The sequence below is a fragment of the Phreatobacter stygius genome (assembly GCF_005144885.1).
Classification (GTDB): domain Bacteria; phylum Pseudomonadota; class Alphaproteobacteria; order Rhizobiales; family Phreatobacteraceae; genus Phreatobacter; species Phreatobacter stygius.
Window position 1 is genome coordinate 3,479,041 of record NZ_CP039690.1, and the last position, 13,926, is coordinate 3,492,966.

General features: G+C 66.8%; 20 protein-coding genes. 1 reads left to right on the top strand and 19 read right to left on the bottom strand.

All coding sequences use genetic code 11. The annotated features are described in order from the left end of the window. Positions 1-5: 5 nt before the first annotated feature. From E8M01_RS16310 to E8M01_RS16405, 19 genes are all read right to left on the bottom strand, one after another. Positions 6-521, bottom strand: coding sequence for a Gp37 family protein (locus E8M01_RS16310; protein WP_136961078.1), 516 nt, complete (start codon positions 519-521; stop codon positions 6-8). Beyond that, complete coding sequence (locus E8M01_RS16315) at positions 518-979, bottom strand: DUF1320 domain-containing protein (RefSeq protein ID WP_136961079.1); 462 nt, start codon at positions 977-979, stop codon at positions 518-520. Before E8M01_RS16315 ends, E8M01_RS16310 begins: the two co-directional genes overlap by 4 nt. 244 nt (positions 980-1,223) lie before the next feature. Next, positions 1,224-1,589, bottom strand: coding sequence for a hypothetical protein (locus E8M01_RS16320; protein ID WP_136961080.1), 366 nt, complete (start codon positions 1,587-1,589; stop codon positions 1,224-1,226). 8 nt (positions 1,590-1,597) lie between these two features. After that, positions 1,598-2,539 (bottom strand): major capsid protein, encoded by a 942-nt coding sequence (locus tag E8M01_RS16325; protein ID WP_136961081.1) that lies wholly within the window; start codon positions 2,537-2,539, stop codon positions 1,598-1,600. 11 nt (positions 2,540-2,550) lie between these two features. Continuing rightward, entirely contained in the window at positions 2,551-2,892 is a 342-nt protein-coding gene (locus E8M01_RS16330; protein ID WP_136961082.1) for a capsid cement protein, read from the bottom strand. Between the two features lie 7 nt (positions 2,893-2,899). Next, positions 2,900-3,958, bottom strand: a complete 1,059-nt coding sequence (locus tag E8M01_RS16335) for a hypothetical protein (protein WP_246088759.1) — start codon at positions 3,956-3,958, stop codon at positions 2,900-2,902. Between the two features lie 362 nt (positions 3,959-4,320). After that, positions 4,321-4,812, bottom strand: coding sequence for a phage virion morphogenesis protein (locus tag E8M01_RS16340; RefSeq protein ID WP_136961084.1), 492 nt, complete (start codon positions 4,810-4,812; stop codon positions 4,321-4,323). Positions 4,813-4,927: 115 nt separating this feature from the next. Beyond that, entirely contained in the window at positions 4,928-6,205 is a 1,278-nt protein-coding gene (locus E8M01_RS16345) for a PBECR2 nuclease fold domain-containing protein (RefSeq protein ID WP_136961085.1), read from the bottom strand. A gap of 2 nt (positions 6,206-6,207) precedes the next feature. Next, complete coding sequence (locus tag E8M01_RS16350) at positions 6,208-7,848, bottom strand: DUF935 domain-containing protein (protein WP_136961086.1); 1,641 nt, start codon at positions 7,846-7,848, stop codon at positions 6,208-6,210. 1 nt (position 7,849) lies between these two features. Continuing rightward, on the bottom strand, positions 7,850-9,514 hold the full coding sequence (gene terL, locus E8M01_RS16355; RefSeq protein ID WP_136961087.1) for a phage terminase large subunit: 1,665 nt from the start codon (positions 9,512-9,514) through the stop codon (positions 7,850-7,852). Continuing rightward, a complete protein-coding gene (locus tag E8M01_RS16360) occupies positions 9,511-10,011 on the bottom strand; it encodes a DUF1804 family protein (protein ID WP_136961088.1) in 501 nt (166 codons plus the stop codon). The genes terL and E8M01_RS16360 overlap by 4 nt, the downstream gene beginning before the upstream one ends. 7 nt (positions 10,012-10,018) lie before the next feature. Then, a complete protein-coding gene (locus E8M01_RS16365; RefSeq protein ID WP_136961089.1) occupies positions 10,019-10,243 on the bottom strand; it encodes a hypothetical protein in 225 nt (74 codons plus the stop codon). Positions 10,244-10,656: 413 nt separating this feature from the next. After that, positions 10,657-11,043, bottom strand: a complete 387-nt coding sequence (locus E8M01_RS16375; protein ID WP_136961090.1) for a hypothetical protein — start codon at positions 11,041-11,043, stop codon at positions 10,657-10,659. Then, positions 11,043-11,300, bottom strand: a complete 258-nt coding sequence (locus E8M01_RS16380) for an NAD(P)+ transhydrogenase beta chain (RefSeq protein WP_136961091.1) — start codon at positions 11,298-11,300, stop codon at positions 11,043-11,045. Before E8M01_RS16380 ends, E8M01_RS16375 begins: the two co-directional genes overlap by 1 nt. A gap of 3 nt (positions 11,301-11,303) precedes the next feature. Further along, positions 11,304-11,561 (bottom strand): Acb2/Tad1 domain-containing protein, encoded by a 258-nt coding sequence (locus tag E8M01_RS16385; protein ID WP_136961092.1) that lies wholly within the window; start codon positions 11,559-11,561, stop codon positions 11,304-11,306. Then, entirely contained in the window at positions 11,554-12,114 is a 561-nt protein-coding gene (locus tag E8M01_RS16390) for a TIGR02594 family protein (protein WP_136961093.1), read from the bottom strand. The genes E8M01_RS16385 and E8M01_RS16390 overlap by 8 nt, the downstream gene beginning before the upstream one ends. A 71-nt stretch (positions 12,115-12,185) precedes the next feature. Beyond that, positions 12,186-12,608 (bottom strand): hypothetical protein, encoded by a 423-nt coding sequence (locus E8M01_RS16395; RefSeq protein ID WP_136961094.1) that lies wholly within the window; start codon positions 12,606-12,608, stop codon positions 12,186-12,188. Continuing rightward, the gene (locus E8M01_RS16400) at positions 12,605-13,003 is read right to left on the bottom strand and encodes a gp16 family protein (protein ID WP_170181923.1); all 399 of its coding nucleotides are present in this window, start codon (positions 13,001-13,003) and stop codon (positions 12,605-12,607) included. The genes E8M01_RS16395 and E8M01_RS16400 overlap by 4 nt, the downstream gene beginning before the upstream one ends. An 8-nt stretch (positions 13,004-13,011) precedes the next feature. Next, the gene (locus tag E8M01_RS16405) at positions 13,012-13,200 is read right to left on the bottom strand and encodes a hypothetical protein (RefSeq protein ID WP_136961096.1); all 189 of its coding nucleotides are present in this window, start codon (positions 13,198-13,200) and stop codon (positions 13,012-13,014) included. Here E8M01_RS16405 and E8M01_RS16410 point away from each other — a divergent pair. After that, entirely contained in the window at positions 13,199-13,924 is a 726-nt protein-coding gene (locus E8M01_RS16410; protein WP_136961097.1) for a DUF4145 domain-containing protein, read from the top strand. The genes E8M01_RS16405 and E8M01_RS16410 overlap by 2 nt on opposite strands. Positions 13,925-13,926 lie beyond the last annotated feature (2 nt).

Below are 13,926 nucleotides of genomic sequence, written 5' to 3' on the forward strand. Positions count from 1 at the left end.
TGACCTCAGCGGCGTTCGAAGGTGCGCGGCATCGCCACGCCTGATTTGACGGGGACCGCCGGGAGCTGCCCGGCGAAGGCGAACTGGTACTGGTAGACACCGTCCCGCGCGCTATCGAGATGGCACTTGACCGGCCGCATCCCGGTCGAACCGGCGAGGCTGACGCCATGCAGCGAGGTGCGTATGTCGCGCAGGAGGCCATAGGCACCGTTGGCACCGCGCAGCGACCGGACGAGCAGGACGACGGTGAGGCGCAGCTCCTCAGCCATCCCCTGCTCGCCGCGCAGGCCGGCACGGTCGAAGTCCGAACCCTCATAGATGACCAGGGCGGCGGCCTCGTAGCCCTCGAAATCGTAATCGTCGGGCTTGGCCGGGAAATCCTCGATCTGGACGCGCGGCGGCAGCCGCTCCTTCAGGCGGGCAACGGCGGCTTCGCAGATGCCGTCGATCGGGCTCGACGGATCCAAGACGACGGATCCGGTGCCGGCAGGATGATCGGGCGGCACAAGGGTGTCCGTCATGGCCGGAACCCCGCGAGCAGGCCGGGCGTCCTGGCATCCGGCATTCGGCCGGTGACGCGCAACTGATTGGCCGCGTCCGCCGCGCCGGTGACCGCCGCGGTGGCGGGATCGAGATCGAGCGTGAGCTTGCCGGCGGCGATGTCGCGGAGCGTCCGGATCGCCTCGTCATAGCGCTTCTGAACGGTCTCGTTCATGGCGGTCTGCTGGCCACCGCGACCGCGCAGGCGCCAGCGGGCGATGTCGGCGGCATAGCCCTGCAGCATGGGCGTGCCACCCGGCACGACGGCCGGCCAGCGGGAGCGGACATAGCCCTGCACCATCGTGACGGCGTGGGTGATGGCCTCCTCGACCTTCGGACGATCGAGCGAGCGCATGTCGCGCGGGCCGGTGCCGGCGAGCTGGAGCATTTCCTCCTCGCCGAACGTCGCCACCATGTCCTCGACCGTCAGAAACATCATGCCCTCGCTGCGTCGTCTGACGCTGAAATGGTTGCCGGTCTCTCCCGGCTGTCACGGCATCTGCCTTCCGTCCTCGGCGTGCTTCAGGTCCTCGGGCCGAGAAGCGCGCAATGCGCTGTCACAGGCCGTCGACCGCTTGCACCACATGTGGCGCTTGCGCGCCGAATGGTTCCCGGTGAGACAAGGGCGACGCGATACCGATCTGTCCTTGCGTCCCTGCCGCCGGGCCGGCTCGAAGCCGGCGCTATTCGCCGGCTTCGGAATTCGCTTGGCTCGACACGAACGCCTTCAGGGCGGTCGCGATGTCATCCGGGCTAGGTTCCCAGCCGAGTTTCCCGGCGAGAGCGCGATGGGCCGCGGCGCGAAGCTTTCCGTCCTTGGTGAAATCGCCGACTGCGAAACCGGCAACGTGGTCGAGGATCACGGCGACACGACCGGCCTCATCTGCCGGCGCCTCGATCTTGGTCGGATCGCCGAGCACGCCGATGGCGCGCAGCCCCTCGGCCTCTTCCTCGGACAGAGCGACGGCATTGGCTTTCGCATCGTCGGGCGAATAGAGCTTGCCGTCGTGGCGCAGCGGCGAGAGCACGGGATAGGTGAGCTTGGTCATGACCGGCCTCAGCCCACTGCCGTCTGGATGAGATAGCCGGCATCGGCGCCGACCAGATAGGGCCGGCGTTCGACCGTGGTCGGGTACTTCCACGACTTGATATCGCGGTCGTACCAGGGCGCCTCGACCATGGGATAGCCGCGCAGCCGATAGGTGTAGGCGAAGGCCGGCACCATCCAGTTCGCGCCCTTCGGCACATAGGCCAGGATCGCGTCATTGCCCCAGATGTCGGTGGCGGCGGCGTTGTCGGCCGTGCCGTCCGGCAGGTAGACGGCCTTGCCGACGATCACCTCTTCGATGTTGAAATAGCGGGCGAGCATCGCCTCGGTGATGCTGTCGGCGCTCGTATACTTGAACTGCTCCTTGATCTTCGGATGGTTCGACAGCGCGTTGAACACGGGCGCGCCGAGGGTGAGCTTGTTCGGATAGCGCCCGACCTGGCGGCGCACGGCCTCCTTGCCGGCATCGATCACGGCTTTCGGGTCGGAGGCCGGATCGGTCCAGCGGTCGGCGCCGGCGAGGGCGAGCTTGTTCGACGCGGCATAGGACGCGGCGCTGCGCACCATGTTCGCCGTATCGATCTCGTTGCCGAGGTCGAGGCTGTCGAGCACCATGGTGATAGCCTGCTGGCCCATGTCGATGCCGGGCACACGCGCCGCTTCTTCCTGGCTCTCGACCGGCACCAGGCCCTGAAGGGCGTCCTGCGCCAGCGCGATCGGATCGGAGGCATAGCCGTACTGCACGGTCAGGATCGGCGCACCCGGCGCCCGGCGGGTGTTGAGCTTGCGGAAGCCTTCCTTGCCGAACTTCAGCAAGCGGATGTTGCGTGCGGGAACGTCGACGTTCGGCGCGACGCGATGCGCGATGAACTCCTGGTTGGAGTAGCCGCGGGCGTAATTCGTGAGGACGACGTCGACGATGCCAGCCTGTTGGGTAGTCATGCCGCGCATGGGAGGGCCTTTCAGCGGATGAGGATGAAGAGCGTCTGGCCGGCGGCCGTGACGGCATTGAGGGCGCGGCCGACACGGTTCGGGGCGACCGCGCCCGCGGCGGTCGGATCGGTGACGGCGCGGCCCTGGGCGTCGGGCGTGACACCGTCGCCGAGCGCCACCGCCGCGCCGCTCTCGACGGCGGCCACGCCGAGCACATGAGCGGCGGTCGGCTGGCCGGCCGCGAAATCGGTCATGGCGACGCCGAGGACGGGATCGGCCGCGCCAGCCTGGGCGCCAGCGAAATTGACGAAGCGGCGCTGAACACCGCTACCGGTGGCGGTGAAGGTGTGGGTGAAGGTCTGGGTGTGCATGGCGTCCTCAGCCCTGGACCGCCGCAATGGCGGCCATGTAGTCGGTGGTGGGATGGGCGGCCTGATAGGCGACCGCCTTGGCATGCAGCTCCGCCGAGGCCGGGTCGGCCGACATGCCGGACGGCAGCGCGAAGTCGACCGCCGCGCCCGGCTGGCGGCCGAGAGCGACAGCGCCGAAACTCACGACCTGCGGCTGCGCGGCCAGGATGTCCTTGACCAGGTCGAGCGCGCCCGAGGTCTTGGTGGCAGAACCCTCGGCGAAGCTCACCTCGATCACCGCTCCGCCGACCGGGGCGAGGCCGTCGAGCAAGCCCACGACCTTGTCCTTCAGGACCGGAAGAAGCTTGCCGTCGCCGATCAGGCCCTCGGCGAAGGCGACATGGTCCTTGTGGTTCGCATCGCGCTCGCGCTTGTCGAGGTCGGCCTGGCGGCGCGCCAGGTCGTCCGCCGAGTTGCCGGCGGGGGTCTTCACGGTCATGGAGGGCTCCGGGGCGGGAGGGGCTGAATAGGCAGGGATGGTGCGCGGCGGATCGCGGTCGGCCGCATCGTCGATCCAGCCGATGGTCCAGCCCGGTACGGCCTTGTCGGCGGCTTCCGAGCCGAACTTCTCGATCAGGAATTCGCGCAAGGAACGGAACAGGCCGGCGACATCCTTGAGCACCGAAGCATCGGCGAATTCGAAGGTGACGGCTCGGTCATCCGCTGAGAACTGGACGGGCTTCAGGCCCGGCACGGCGGGCGCGGCGGCGCCGAGAAAGCCGATATGCTTAGGGTACCAGGCGCCGGGCTTCGGGTTGCCGGGGTGGTCCGGCGGGAAGAGTGAGAAGGAGACCTTCTTGTACCGGCCGGCCCCGACTGCCTCGGCGAAGGCGGGCTCGACCTCGCCGAGATCGGCGAGCAGACGCTCGTTCGCGTCGTCGTAGCGCAAACCGGTCGCCCAGCCATAGGCCGGCGCGTCGGTGGTCGGATGGCCGACGACGGCCGGGATCGGCGCGGCCGCGGCGTCATAGACGGAGGCGAGCGCACGGAGATCGTCAGCCGAGAATGTGACGGCCACGCCGGACATCGGGGTAAATGTCCCCGGCCGGAAAACCTCGATTGTCCTGGTGGTGGAGGCCTTCGCCATGCTGCCCGGTCGCTCTCGTCGGTTGAGACAAGCGACACTACGGAGGAGAAGGCAGGCGTTTGAGGTGACAGCGTCACCCCTCGGGCCGACTCGGGCGGGGGAACAACGCTGGTGATATTTGCGCTCCGACCGTCAGGTTGCGCAAGGGCCGATCGCTCGCGTTCTGCTTCCTTCGGGACGGCTCGAACGGGGCAGGCGATTGCCGGGTTTCTGACGGGTATCTAACGCCCCGTCTCCGGCGAACGTGGCCGCCGGCAGCGGCGAGGCCCGCGAAGGCCGTCCTGAGCCTCCTGTGGCGATCGTCATTTGTCCAGGGCGAGCCACTCGGTAATCGTGTCGCGTGCCGCCCGCTCGTCCTCCGGACCGAAGCCGACTATCGGTCGAGCCGGAATGACCGCCTTCTTCAGAAAGACGAAACCGCCCTTGCTCGGGATGGCGAGGATCGGCGCCTTCTTCGGCACGATCGTCGCGCCGAACTGATGCACGGCGGCGTCGATCGTGTTGAGCCCGACATGCAGAGTCGAGCCGCTCACCTGATAGGCGCTGGAATTCATCAGTCGACCGGAGCGATTGAGCACGGGCCCAGAAGATCCGCGAAGCTCGACAGTTAACGGACTGAGCGGTGCCCATTTCTTGCCCTGCGGATCAGTGCCGGTCATGAAGCGGCGCCGCTGAACCTTGACGAGCGTTTCGCCGATGTTCTTGAGCGCTCCCGGCAGGTTGGACGTGCGGCCGGCAAGGTCGGCCAGCATCGCGTCGGCCGTGGCCGAGTTGATCGAGATCGTAATGGCCATTCAAACCGCCGCTACCGAGTGCTATATTGACGCTTCAGGTTTCGTGCGCCGAGGCTCGCCCGCCCTCGTAGGCGCTCGTTACCAGCTCTCCCCGGGGCGTTCGGGGGGAGCTTTTTCATTCCGCATCCGGCCGGCGCCAGAGCAGCGCGCCACGTCGCTGCCCTTCGAGGTAGCGGGCGCTGTCCGCCGGAAAGGCCGTGGTGCCATGCCAGCCCTCACCGGACCATTCGAACACGGCGAAGCCGTTGGTCTGAGCGTCCCGGCGCAAATAGGACCGGACGAGGCGGGCGACGCCGTCGCGGGCTCTCGCCCATGCCACCCAGATCTCATCGGGATCGCGAACCGCCTCGGCCAGGCGCAGGACGTCGACCTCCCGGCCGCGCTTCATGACCTTCCAGTCGCCGCCCGACGATCTGAACAAGTCGTCTGATATCGGCACCACATGGCCCGCCGCGTCGCGATGGAGCGCCGGCCGACCGCGCGCCGCCCCAAACGCGCCCAGGAACGCGTCCACGTAAGCCTCAGGCGCCTGTCCGGCCGGCAGGGTCGGCGCGGTGAAGGGCCGGGCCGCCGGCATCGCGGGGGCGGCAGGGACAACGGCCGATCGCGGCGCGGACGGAGCGAGCGGCGCCAGAGGTTGCTGGAGCTGGGGCGGCACCAGGCCGCGCGCCCAACTTTGACCTGGTGCATGATCCCAACCGAAATCAATGCCGTTTGGCACTTGCACGGTGGCGCCGGTGCGCGGGTCCGTAACGGGCCGGGTGACGATCGGCGGCGCTTCGCCGGGCTCGATGCCTTCGGCGCGCAGCTCGCCGCGCGACATGGGCTCGACACCACACGAGCAGTTCCAGCCGTTGGGCGGATAGTGGGTGTTCCACCAGGGATCGTCATGGGCGAGACAGACGCCGTTCCAGTTCACATGCTCCGGCCGCGCTCGCCGCGGGGTGCGCGTCCAGCCATGCCGGTAGCTCCAGTACGGCCGGAGGCGGACCACATCCGGGTCCTTCATCTGGGCGTAGCGTCCGGCGGCATACGCCGTGCGCAGGTTCGTCTCGTAGATCACACGGGCGCGCCAGGCGCGGCCGGCCTCGGTGCCTTCGCCGGTCCAACCGGTCCAGCCATGACGCCGGACGATCTCCTCGAACCGTCTGTTGAACTCGGCCAGGCGCTCGCCCTTGGCGTTGGCATCGTCAACGGCGCGGCGGAAGTCCTCGATCAGGCCGGCGGCGTTCGCCCCCGCCACGACGAATGAGCGATCATGGGCGCGGCCCTCGATGTCGCGCCAGGTGCGCGAAGGCATGTTCACTTTCTGACGGAGGTAGTCGATCGCCTCCTGGAACGGCACCTGGAAAGGCGGGTCGGCGAACTCCGCCGGTTTCGGCAAAACGCTCATGGTCAACGCTTCCGCTTGCGAGCCGCGATTTCGTCCTGGACGTCGGATCTCCCGGTCAGCTCGCCGAGCGCGAAGGCCGGGGCGAGGACGCGGCCAAGCGGATCGACGGTGATGTTGGCGAAGGCGCCGAGCAACCGATCGCCCGCCTGCTCCAGCGTCTCGCCGGCCGCGTCCGCCGCTTCCAACTCGCGTCGGATGTGCTCGATCATGGCGTCGATCGCCGGCCCGGCATGTCCGCTCAGCTGCTCGGCGAGGTCGCGCAGTCCGTGGTCGTGGAAGTCGTTGCCGGCAAAGGCAATCTGCCGTACCGCCTCCGCCTCGCGTCCGTTGGCCGGGATCCGGAGTTGGCCGGAGCGCGCGGCGGCAACCAGATTCTGACGCGCGGCAGCGAGATGGGGTGCGAGCTGGCGCAAGACCTCGATTGGCACTTGCGGCATCAGGTCGATGCCGGCAAGCGCCGCAGCGGTTTCGGCGAAGTGCTCCGCCGGCACCTTGGCCGCGAGATCGAACAGGAGGTCCAGCTCAGCCTTGGCGTTCTCGGCGCGCTTCTTCCTCAAGTCCTCATGCGCACTCTCGTTCTTGGCCCGGATCCGGCGCACCGCGGGGATGCGGGCGCCTGGCTCATTGAACTCGACCAGCCAGCGGATCAGCGTGCGCGACAGCGTGTCGGTCAGGAGATCGGCATCCGCGTCGACGATCCGCTCCTCACCCTCCTGGTGTGTCTCGGCCGCCGCGCGCGAGCCCTGGCCCTCCACATGCGTCGCCAGCGACGATCCGAACACCGCCAGCGACATCTGGGTGTCCCAGTAGCGGCACCAGTCGGCATAGCTGACCTGGCCGGCGCGGGTCGCCTCCATGAACGACACGTCGGTGCCGATCGGCACGACGATCGCGCCGGCCTGGACCATGCCTTCCAAGGTCGACAGCAGCTTGTCCTGGTCGGACGGCAAGGTGCCGAGCGGGTATTTGCCGATCGGGATCGGGGAGGCGAACTTTTCCAGAAAGGTCAGCCAGAAGGCGATGCCCTCGCGTTTGAACAGAACCGGCCAGAACAGGCGCGTGCCCATGCCGAGCCCGTAGGGATCGTTGCCCTTCACGCCGAAGCGATGAACCATGAACTTCCGGGCCGGCAGCGCGATGCCGTCCAGCGGGCTTTCCCAAGTTCGCAAGCGCGGCTGCCAGTGCTCGTCGAAGGCGAAGCGTCGCTGATCGTGCGAGATAACCCGCTCGGGAACGATCGCGGCGCCGTCCTTCTGCCAGACGATCTCGGACACCGCGAAGCCCTTCAGGGTCGCGTCGAGGAGATCCAGGCAAATCTGGTCGAACGGCAAGGCGAGAAGCTGGGCGTTGACGAACTCTGCGGCCCGCTGGTCCAGCGCGTCGTCGGAGGCCGGCTCCACCTCCCACTCGCGCGCGACCAGGGCGAGCTTGCGCTTCTGCAGCACTGCATAGGCATGGGTATCCCGCTCGATCTCGTCATAGAGCGCCAATCCCTTGCCGCCGCCGCGCGCCAGCAGCGTCTCATCGAGCGGCTGCATCACCGTGTTGAAGCGCGGGATGGTGATGTCGTTGCGGGCCGAGGCGATCAGGGTGCGCTGGGCCGCGGGCAGGTTCTTCCGCTCGGACGTTTCGGTTTCGGCCATGTCAGCGATATCCGTCGAATGTGCGGCCGCGATTGCCGCGGGCGATCAGGATCTGGCTGCCGCCGGTCATCGCTCCGCCGTAGGCGACCGCGCCCGACCAGAGCATTTCGAGGGCGTCGGGACCGTCGTCATGGGCGCCGGAGGGCCATTGCCGCATCTGTTCGATCAAGGTGGTCTGGCTCGCATGGACCCGGATCAGGCCCGCGGCGGTCGGCGGCTGGAGCCGCTGGATGCGAAGCGCTTTGTCGGCGACGGGGATGACCGGGATGGCCGGCAGGGCAACCTCTTCCAGCACGGCGCGCTTCATGATCTCGGTCCGCAGAAACTCCTGGAACTGGACGCTCTCGATGAACCAGAGCGCCGGTCGATAGAGCTTCGCGAGCGCGATCGTGTCGGCGATGATGACGTCGGGCAGGCGGCGCCGGATCGAGGCCTCGACGACGTCGAGCACGCCGGTTTCGCGATCGAGGCCGCCGACCAGGATGGCCGAGGGGTCGCGGTTCGCTCCGTGCCGACCGAGCGATGGATCGACGGCGCCGAAGAAGATCCACGACGCCTTCTTCACGACCCAGAAGACGAGCGATCGGAACGGGCTCTCCTCCGAGATCGGTTCGCCCTGCTTTTCCGACATGAAGGCGGTCTCGGACGAGGCGCGCTCGACCATCAGCGCATAGAGCGGTTCGACCTCCGGCCAGTTGATGACCGCGCCCGCATCCATATCGACCTGGTGCCGGGCATAGTATGCTCGAGCATCGTCTTCGCCGACATTGAGGAAGATCTCCTGCCAGCGGTCCCACAAATCCATGCGGTCGGGAAATCGCTCGACCGCCCGCCCGTGATAGACGTTGAAACCGGGCTTTTTCGATAGCCGAACGAGCACGGCATCGTAGTGCAGCACGGTGCCGACGATCAGCAGATCGAGCGATCCGTCCGGCGGCCCGAGCTTCATCACCGTGCGCTCGACCCAAGCTTCGAGCTTTTTCCGGTACTCGGGCGACAACACGTTCTCGTCGTTCTCGATGTCGTCGAGAATGACCAGGTCCGGACGGAACGGGCCGAAGCGCCGGCCGCGCAGCTTCTGCCGGGCGCCGGCGCCGAGGATCATCACATCGTTGCGGGTGACGATCTCACCCTCGCGCCAGCGTCGGCCGGCGCCGGCGAACTCAGCGAAGTCATAGGCAAGGCGCGGATTGCTCTCCAGCTCGACCTTGATGGCCTCGACCATCAGTGCGGCCTGCTCATAGGTATCCATCGCCACGATGACGAAGCGCTTGAGGCGCCGCAACGCACACCACATGACGAAGATCTGGCTGACCAGCGTCGACTTCGCGGCGCCGCGCGGGGCGATCTTCAGCTTGCGGTGCCCCCTACGGTCCGGCCCCGCATCGGTCGTCAGCATCGCCGGCAGATCGTCATAGAGGTGCCGGTGCAGCCGCGACGGCGCCGACTTGATGTAGTGCGGGAAATAGGTGCGCGCGAAGAACTCGAACCCGCTCAACGGGTCTTCGACCGCGGCGCGGCGCGTGCGCCTGGCCGCCTCGTCCGTCTCGAAGCCATCAACCTCGACCTCGATCTGGGCGCGCAGGCTCGACTGGAGCCCGGCCAGCGCGTCGCCGAATTCCTTCTTCGAGAGATTGCGGCCTTTGAGGTCGGGGCGGGGCGTCATCCGTAGACCTCCGCCAGGTGCTGGCCGAAGGGCTCGATGACTTCCAGCAGCGGCGGGGCAAGCTTCGGGTGCTGCCGGGTGACGAACTCGGCGAAGCGCTTCAGCACGTCCATCGCCACGCCCAATTCCGAGATCTTCGGCGAGATGCGGCCGGCGGCGGACACGGTCTTGTTGAAGCTGTCCGCGAGCCCGGCCAAGATCTTGGCCCGCTCCGAAGCGGTCAGCCCTTGCTGGGTCCGCAGATCCTCGATCGTCGCCTGATGGACCGTCACATAGTCCTGCACGACTTCGGTGATGAGCTTATCCAGCCCTTCACCGGCGATCGTATTCGCCGAGCGGGCGGTGTCCCAATCGTCGCCCTTGGCTCCCGCCTCCCGCTTCCAACGGCGGAGGGTCGCCTCGGGCACGCCGAGTGTCAGAGCGACGACGGGCAGCGCCTGGCGCTCGAAGACGTACTTCTTGCGGGCATCGCGCTTCTTCCGGTCATCATGCGCCATGGTGCTCTCACACCTGGCCCTTGAGCTTGGCGACGATGAAGGCGATGCCGACGCTCATGATGCCGCCGGACAGCGCGCCGTATTTGGCGCTCTGCATTTCCAGCGAGGACAGACGCCCGCCGATACCGTCGAGCTTGCCGTTGATGGACTTCAGCGTGTCGTTCTGATGCGTCTGGGTGGTCTCGATCGCCGCGAGGCGCTCATGGATACTGCGGGCGGAGGGCGGGCTCATATCAGGGCACCTGTTACGCGATTGCGCGGAAAGACCCCGGCGCGGGCGAACCGCGCCGGGGCAAGGCTAGGGAGGAAACGCCCAAGGAGGGCTGCGGGACCCGCCAGAGCGCGGTCCCGCCTCCGCCGGCCAAGACCGGCGAAGAGGGAGCGGGCGAAAGCCCGAATGAAAACCACTGGGCCGGTCACGGCCGGTCCGCGAGCGGCGATGCCGCGGTGTCGGCGGCATCGACCGCGAGCAACCGGCGCGTGTCGCAGACGCGGATGGTGATGCGATCCCGGCCCCACAGGGACGTGACCTCACGCGCGCTCAGTTCCCTGTCGGGAACCGGTGCCGGCACGCAGGGCTGGCGCGCGGTCGCGGGCACCGGTGCGGACACCGCGACGGTTCGGATCGTGGGCGTCGGCTGCTCGCTACGGAGGGAGCAGGCGGACACGATCACGGCTGAGACCACAACGATCAGCGCCGGGCAGTGTCGCATTCTGTCCCTCCAGGGTGATGAGCTGCTCGCGCAGCATGGCGATCTCGGCGCCTGCGCCGGCCTCCAGGGCGGCGACGGCCGTCGCCCGCTGGGCTTGCGCCTCCGCGATCAAGCGGTTGGATTTCTCGAACTCCGCGCGCCAATGAGCATCACGTTCGGCGCGAGCTGAGACGGCGGCCGAGGTGATCCATCCGTCAACCGTCACAGCGGTGCGCCAAATGCAGAGGCTGGCGACGGCGAGCAGCGCGACAACCGCCAGCAGGATCAGAGATGCCTTGCCGATCCGCTGCATGGACCATGCACCAATGGCGGCGAACATCACCCGGCCTCCGGTTTGTCGAGCGGGGACGCGGCAGCTGCCGCCTGGGCGCGCATGTCCATGGATCCGAAGGCGCGATGGATGCCGAGCAGGGCTGCGATCATCAGCACCATGGACGGCACCACAATCGGCGCCAGCGCGACGGCCTGCGCTTGACCGGCGAGTGCGCCGTAGACGATGGCAAGGATCACACACCAGGCCAGCACGAACGAGACCCAAAAGGCTTGACGGGTGAGGCTATAACCGGGCTTTCCCATGGCTCACCGTGTCACGTGTTTGACGGCCCAGAAGACCGCCTCTTCGATCTTCGTTTGCGCCAGGGCGAGTTCGCGGCTCGCTTGGCGGTCGAATTGATGAGGCGTCCCACCGATTGAATGAAGCAACCTGAGGAAGTCCTCGCCAAGGCCTTTGATCTGAGCCATTCGACGCTTCTCGTCTTCCGAGAGAACACGGTATTCATGGCGCATCGTGTTGTTGACTGTGCGCCGATCGCCGGTGCTGTCGACATGTTCAGACATCGCGCCCTGCCTTCCGCTCGTGCGGCAGGAGGGGACGGGTCAACCTGACCTGCTGGTCGAAGGGCGCGTTGGGCTTTGGGTGCCCTTTGGGCCAGAAATGACCGACCAGCTTCGACTTCGGGAACATCGAGATGCTCACCTCATCATTCTGGTTCCCGCCGATCCCCTGGAACATGATGCCGTTTTCGGCGGTGTAGATGTTCACATGGCCGGACGCCGGCCCGCGGGTCGACGAAAACACCGTGATGCAGCCCACGACCGGCGCTGCGAGCCGCTCGAAGTTCGGTGACGACGTGAAGGATCGCGCCATTCCGGAGCCAGATCCAGCTACACCGGCCTTGGCCAGCATCGCGTTGACGAAGATCGCGCACCACGGCACGGCGCCGTCGTCACCGGGCAGATTGATGCCCGACAGCTTCCGATACTCGACGATGCGCGGATTGGATTTCGGCCCCGGCACTTCGGCCGTGCCGATCTCTTCGATCGCCGCCCGAAGCCAGGGCGGCAGCGGCCAAGCGTCGAGATGGGGGGCTTTCGCCGAGGCTTTGGACATGGCGCAACTCGCAAGGGTTGGGACGTGTCACGACCCTGCTTGCGCGGTCCATGCGGACTGAGGTGACGGTGTCAGCCCGCCTGCCTGATCAGGTCTTCGATATCGATCTGACGAGGATCGGTCGCCCGCTGGCGCTTGGCCGGCAGCGGCGCGCGATGGGTATAGCGCGTCACTGTGCGCCACGAGAGCCCAACGGCGCGAGCGATCTCCGCATTCGATAGCCCTTTGCCGCGCAGCCGCAACGTCAGACGTTGGAGCGAGGCCGCGCTATAGGCAACCTTCGGAATGTCGATCTTCTCCGGACCGAAGAGCCTGCACAGATCTTTCGCCGCGTCCACCCCGATCACGTTGAGGTCGAGACTGTCGCGCCAGATCTTCGGCACGTAAAGGCGGGTGCCGCCGAAATGAGTGACCAGTGCGCGAGCCGCGTCCACCCCGACCTCGGCGGCGATCGGCTGCAAGGCCTCCGTGAAATCCTCCACCTCCGGGGTCATGCCGCCCCCTTCGACGCGTGCCGGCGTTGCATGGCCTTCAAAGCTTCCGTGACCAGATTGGCCTGGGCCGCCGTCAGCCATTCCGGATCCGCGACATCAGTCTGACGCTTCACGAAGGCCCGCAGCGCCTCGCGGCTCGCGTTGGCGAGAGCGCCGCTTCGGCCGAGGTCGCCCCAGATGGCAAAGACCTTGCGGACGTGGAGCTTGTCCGACTTCTTCGTTGGGCCACCCTTCGGTTGCCAGCCGAGACGGCGGAATTCGGCAAGGGCCGCGTTCAGCTCCCGCTCCGAGCAATCCTTCGCGCTGGCCTTGCCGGTCGCCGACATCAGCACGGCGCGATAGGCAACTTCATCGAGCGCCAACTCCTTGCGCGCGATATGCACCTTGGCAAGCATCGCACGGCTCATCGACGGGTCTCCGCGCGAAACAGAGCAACCACCAGGGCCTGAATGACCTGGTCCCGATCCACTTCATCGTCGAGCTTCAGCAGGTCAGCGTTGATCGCAGTGAAGGCCTGATCCAGGCGGTCCTTGAAGATCGCCTCAACCTTCCTGACTGTATCGACCACCGATTCGTCACGACGGTCAGCCATGGCAATTCTCCAAATTCAACATCGTTGCCCGCATTGCAAGGAACTGAAGGACTTCTCGTTGAGCGAGATCTCGGAGGTTCGGACCGTCGACGTGGGCAAGCGCACGCCGCCGCTGTGGAACTGGACGAGTGACCACCCACCCAAGCGCACGACCACGGCGCACGGGGCTGAGTTCTGTGGCCTTTCGCGGTGCCCGCACTGCGGCAACCCCGTCATGTTCGTCGTGGAGACCACCGACGTCCAAGCCAAGGCGGCCCTGGCGATGTCCGGCTCGTACGGGGCGAAAGAGCGCGCGATCTACGCCTTCGAGGTCGTACAGACCTATCCAACGGTTGAGCCGCATCGGTCGCATCCGGCCTGGCCGGAACGGATCCGGAAGCCGTTCATCGACGTCCAGCAAATGGTCGATGCGCGAATGAGCCCTTCGCTCATCCTGACCACCTGTCGCTCTGTTCTTGAGGTCGCAACGAAGGAACTCGGCGGTGAGGGGAAAACGCCTTTCGAACGGATCAACGATCTCGCGCGAAAGGGGACCGTCACCGGCTCGGTTAGAGATTGGGCCGACGAAGTCAGGAAGCGCGGCAACGCAGCGGTGCACGAATTGGAAGCTGGCACCGATGCCGAGGCGCGGGACTATGTCGCCTTCATCAAATTGTTTCTGCGCGTAGCCTTCGAACTTCCCGAAGAAATCAAGGGGCTGAGGGCGCGAAACGAGGCGCAGTGAGT

Excerpts from the sequence above, each read along its gene's own strand:
- E8M01_RS16310 (WP_136961078.1), bottom strand. The coding sequence starts at position 521 with ATGACGGACACCCTTGTGCCGCCCGATCATCCTGCCGGCACCGGATCC.
- E8M01_RS16315 (WP_136961079.1), bottom strand. The coding sequence starts at position 979 with ATGATGTTTCTGACGGTCGAGGACATGGTGGCGACGTTCGGCGAGGAG.
- E8M01_RS16320 (WP_136961080.1), bottom strand. The coding sequence starts at position 1,589 with ATGACCAAGCTCACCTATCCCGTGCTCTCGCCGCTGCGCCACGACGGC.
- E8M01_RS16325 (WP_136961081.1), bottom strand. The coding sequence starts at position 2,539 with ATGCGCGGCATGACTACCCAACAGGCTGGCATCGTCGACGTCGTCCTC.
- E8M01_RS16330 (WP_136961082.1), bottom strand. The coding sequence starts at position 2,892 with ATGCACACCCAGACCTTCACCCACACCTTCACCGCCACCGGTAGCGGT.
- E8M01_RS16335 (WP_246088759.1), bottom strand. The coding sequence starts at position 3,958 with ATGTCCGGCGTGGCCGTCACATTCTCGGCTGACGATCTCCGTGCGCTC.
- E8M01_RS16340 (WP_136961084.1), bottom strand. The coding sequence starts at position 4,812 with ATGGCCATTACGATCTCGATCAACTCGGCCACGGCCGACGCGATGCTG.
- E8M01_RS16345 (WP_136961085.1), bottom strand. The coding sequence starts at position 6,205 with ATGAGCGTTTTGCCGAAACCGGCGGAGTTCGCCGACCCGCCTTTCCAG.
- E8M01_RS16350 (WP_136961086.1), bottom strand. The coding sequence starts at position 7,848 with ATGGCCGAAACCGAAACGTCCGAGCGGAAGAACCTGCCCGCGGCCCAG.
- terL (WP_136961087.1), bottom strand. The coding sequence starts at position 9,514 with ATGACGCCCCGCCCCGACCTCAAAGGCCGCAATCTCTCGAAGAAGGAA.
- E8M01_RS16360 (WP_136961088.1), bottom strand. The coding sequence starts at position 10,011 with ATGGCGCATGATGACCGGAAGAAGCGCGATGCCCGCAAGAAGTACGTC.
- E8M01_RS16365 (WP_136961089.1), bottom strand. The coding sequence starts at position 10,243 with ATGAGCCCGCCCTCCGCCCGCAGTATCCATGAGCGCCTCGCGGCGATC.
- E8M01_RS16375 (WP_136961090.1), bottom strand. The coding sequence starts at position 11,043 with ATGTTCGCCGCCATTGGTGCATGGTCCATGCAGCGGATCGGCAAGGCA.
- E8M01_RS16380 (WP_136961091.1), bottom strand. The coding sequence starts at position 11,300 with ATGGGAAAGCCCGGTTATAGCCTCACCCGTCAAGCCTTTTGGGTCTCG.
- E8M01_RS16385 (WP_136961092.1), bottom strand. The coding sequence starts at position 11,561 with ATGTCTGAACATGTCGACAGCACCGGCGATCGGCGCACAGTCAACAAC.
- E8M01_RS16390 (WP_136961093.1), bottom strand. The coding sequence starts at position 12,114 with ATGTCCAAAGCCTCGGCGAAAGCCCCCCATCTCGACGCTTGGCCGCTG.
- E8M01_RS16395 (WP_136961094.1), bottom strand. The coding sequence starts at position 12,608 with ATGACCCCGGAGGTGGAGGATTTCACGGAGGCCTTGCAGCCGATCGCC.
- E8M01_RS16400 (WP_170181923.1), bottom strand. The coding sequence starts at position 13,003 with ATGCTTGCCAAGGTGCATATCGCGCGCAAGGAGTTGGCGCTCGATGAA.
- E8M01_RS16410 (WP_136961097.1), top strand. The coding sequence starts at position 13,199 with ATGGCAATTCTCCAAATTCAACATCGTTGCCCGCATTGCAAGGAACTG.
- E8M01_RS16405 (WP_136961096.1), bottom strand. The coding sequence starts at position 13,200 with ATGGCTGACCGTCGTGACGAATCGGTGGTCGATACAGTCAGGAAGGTT.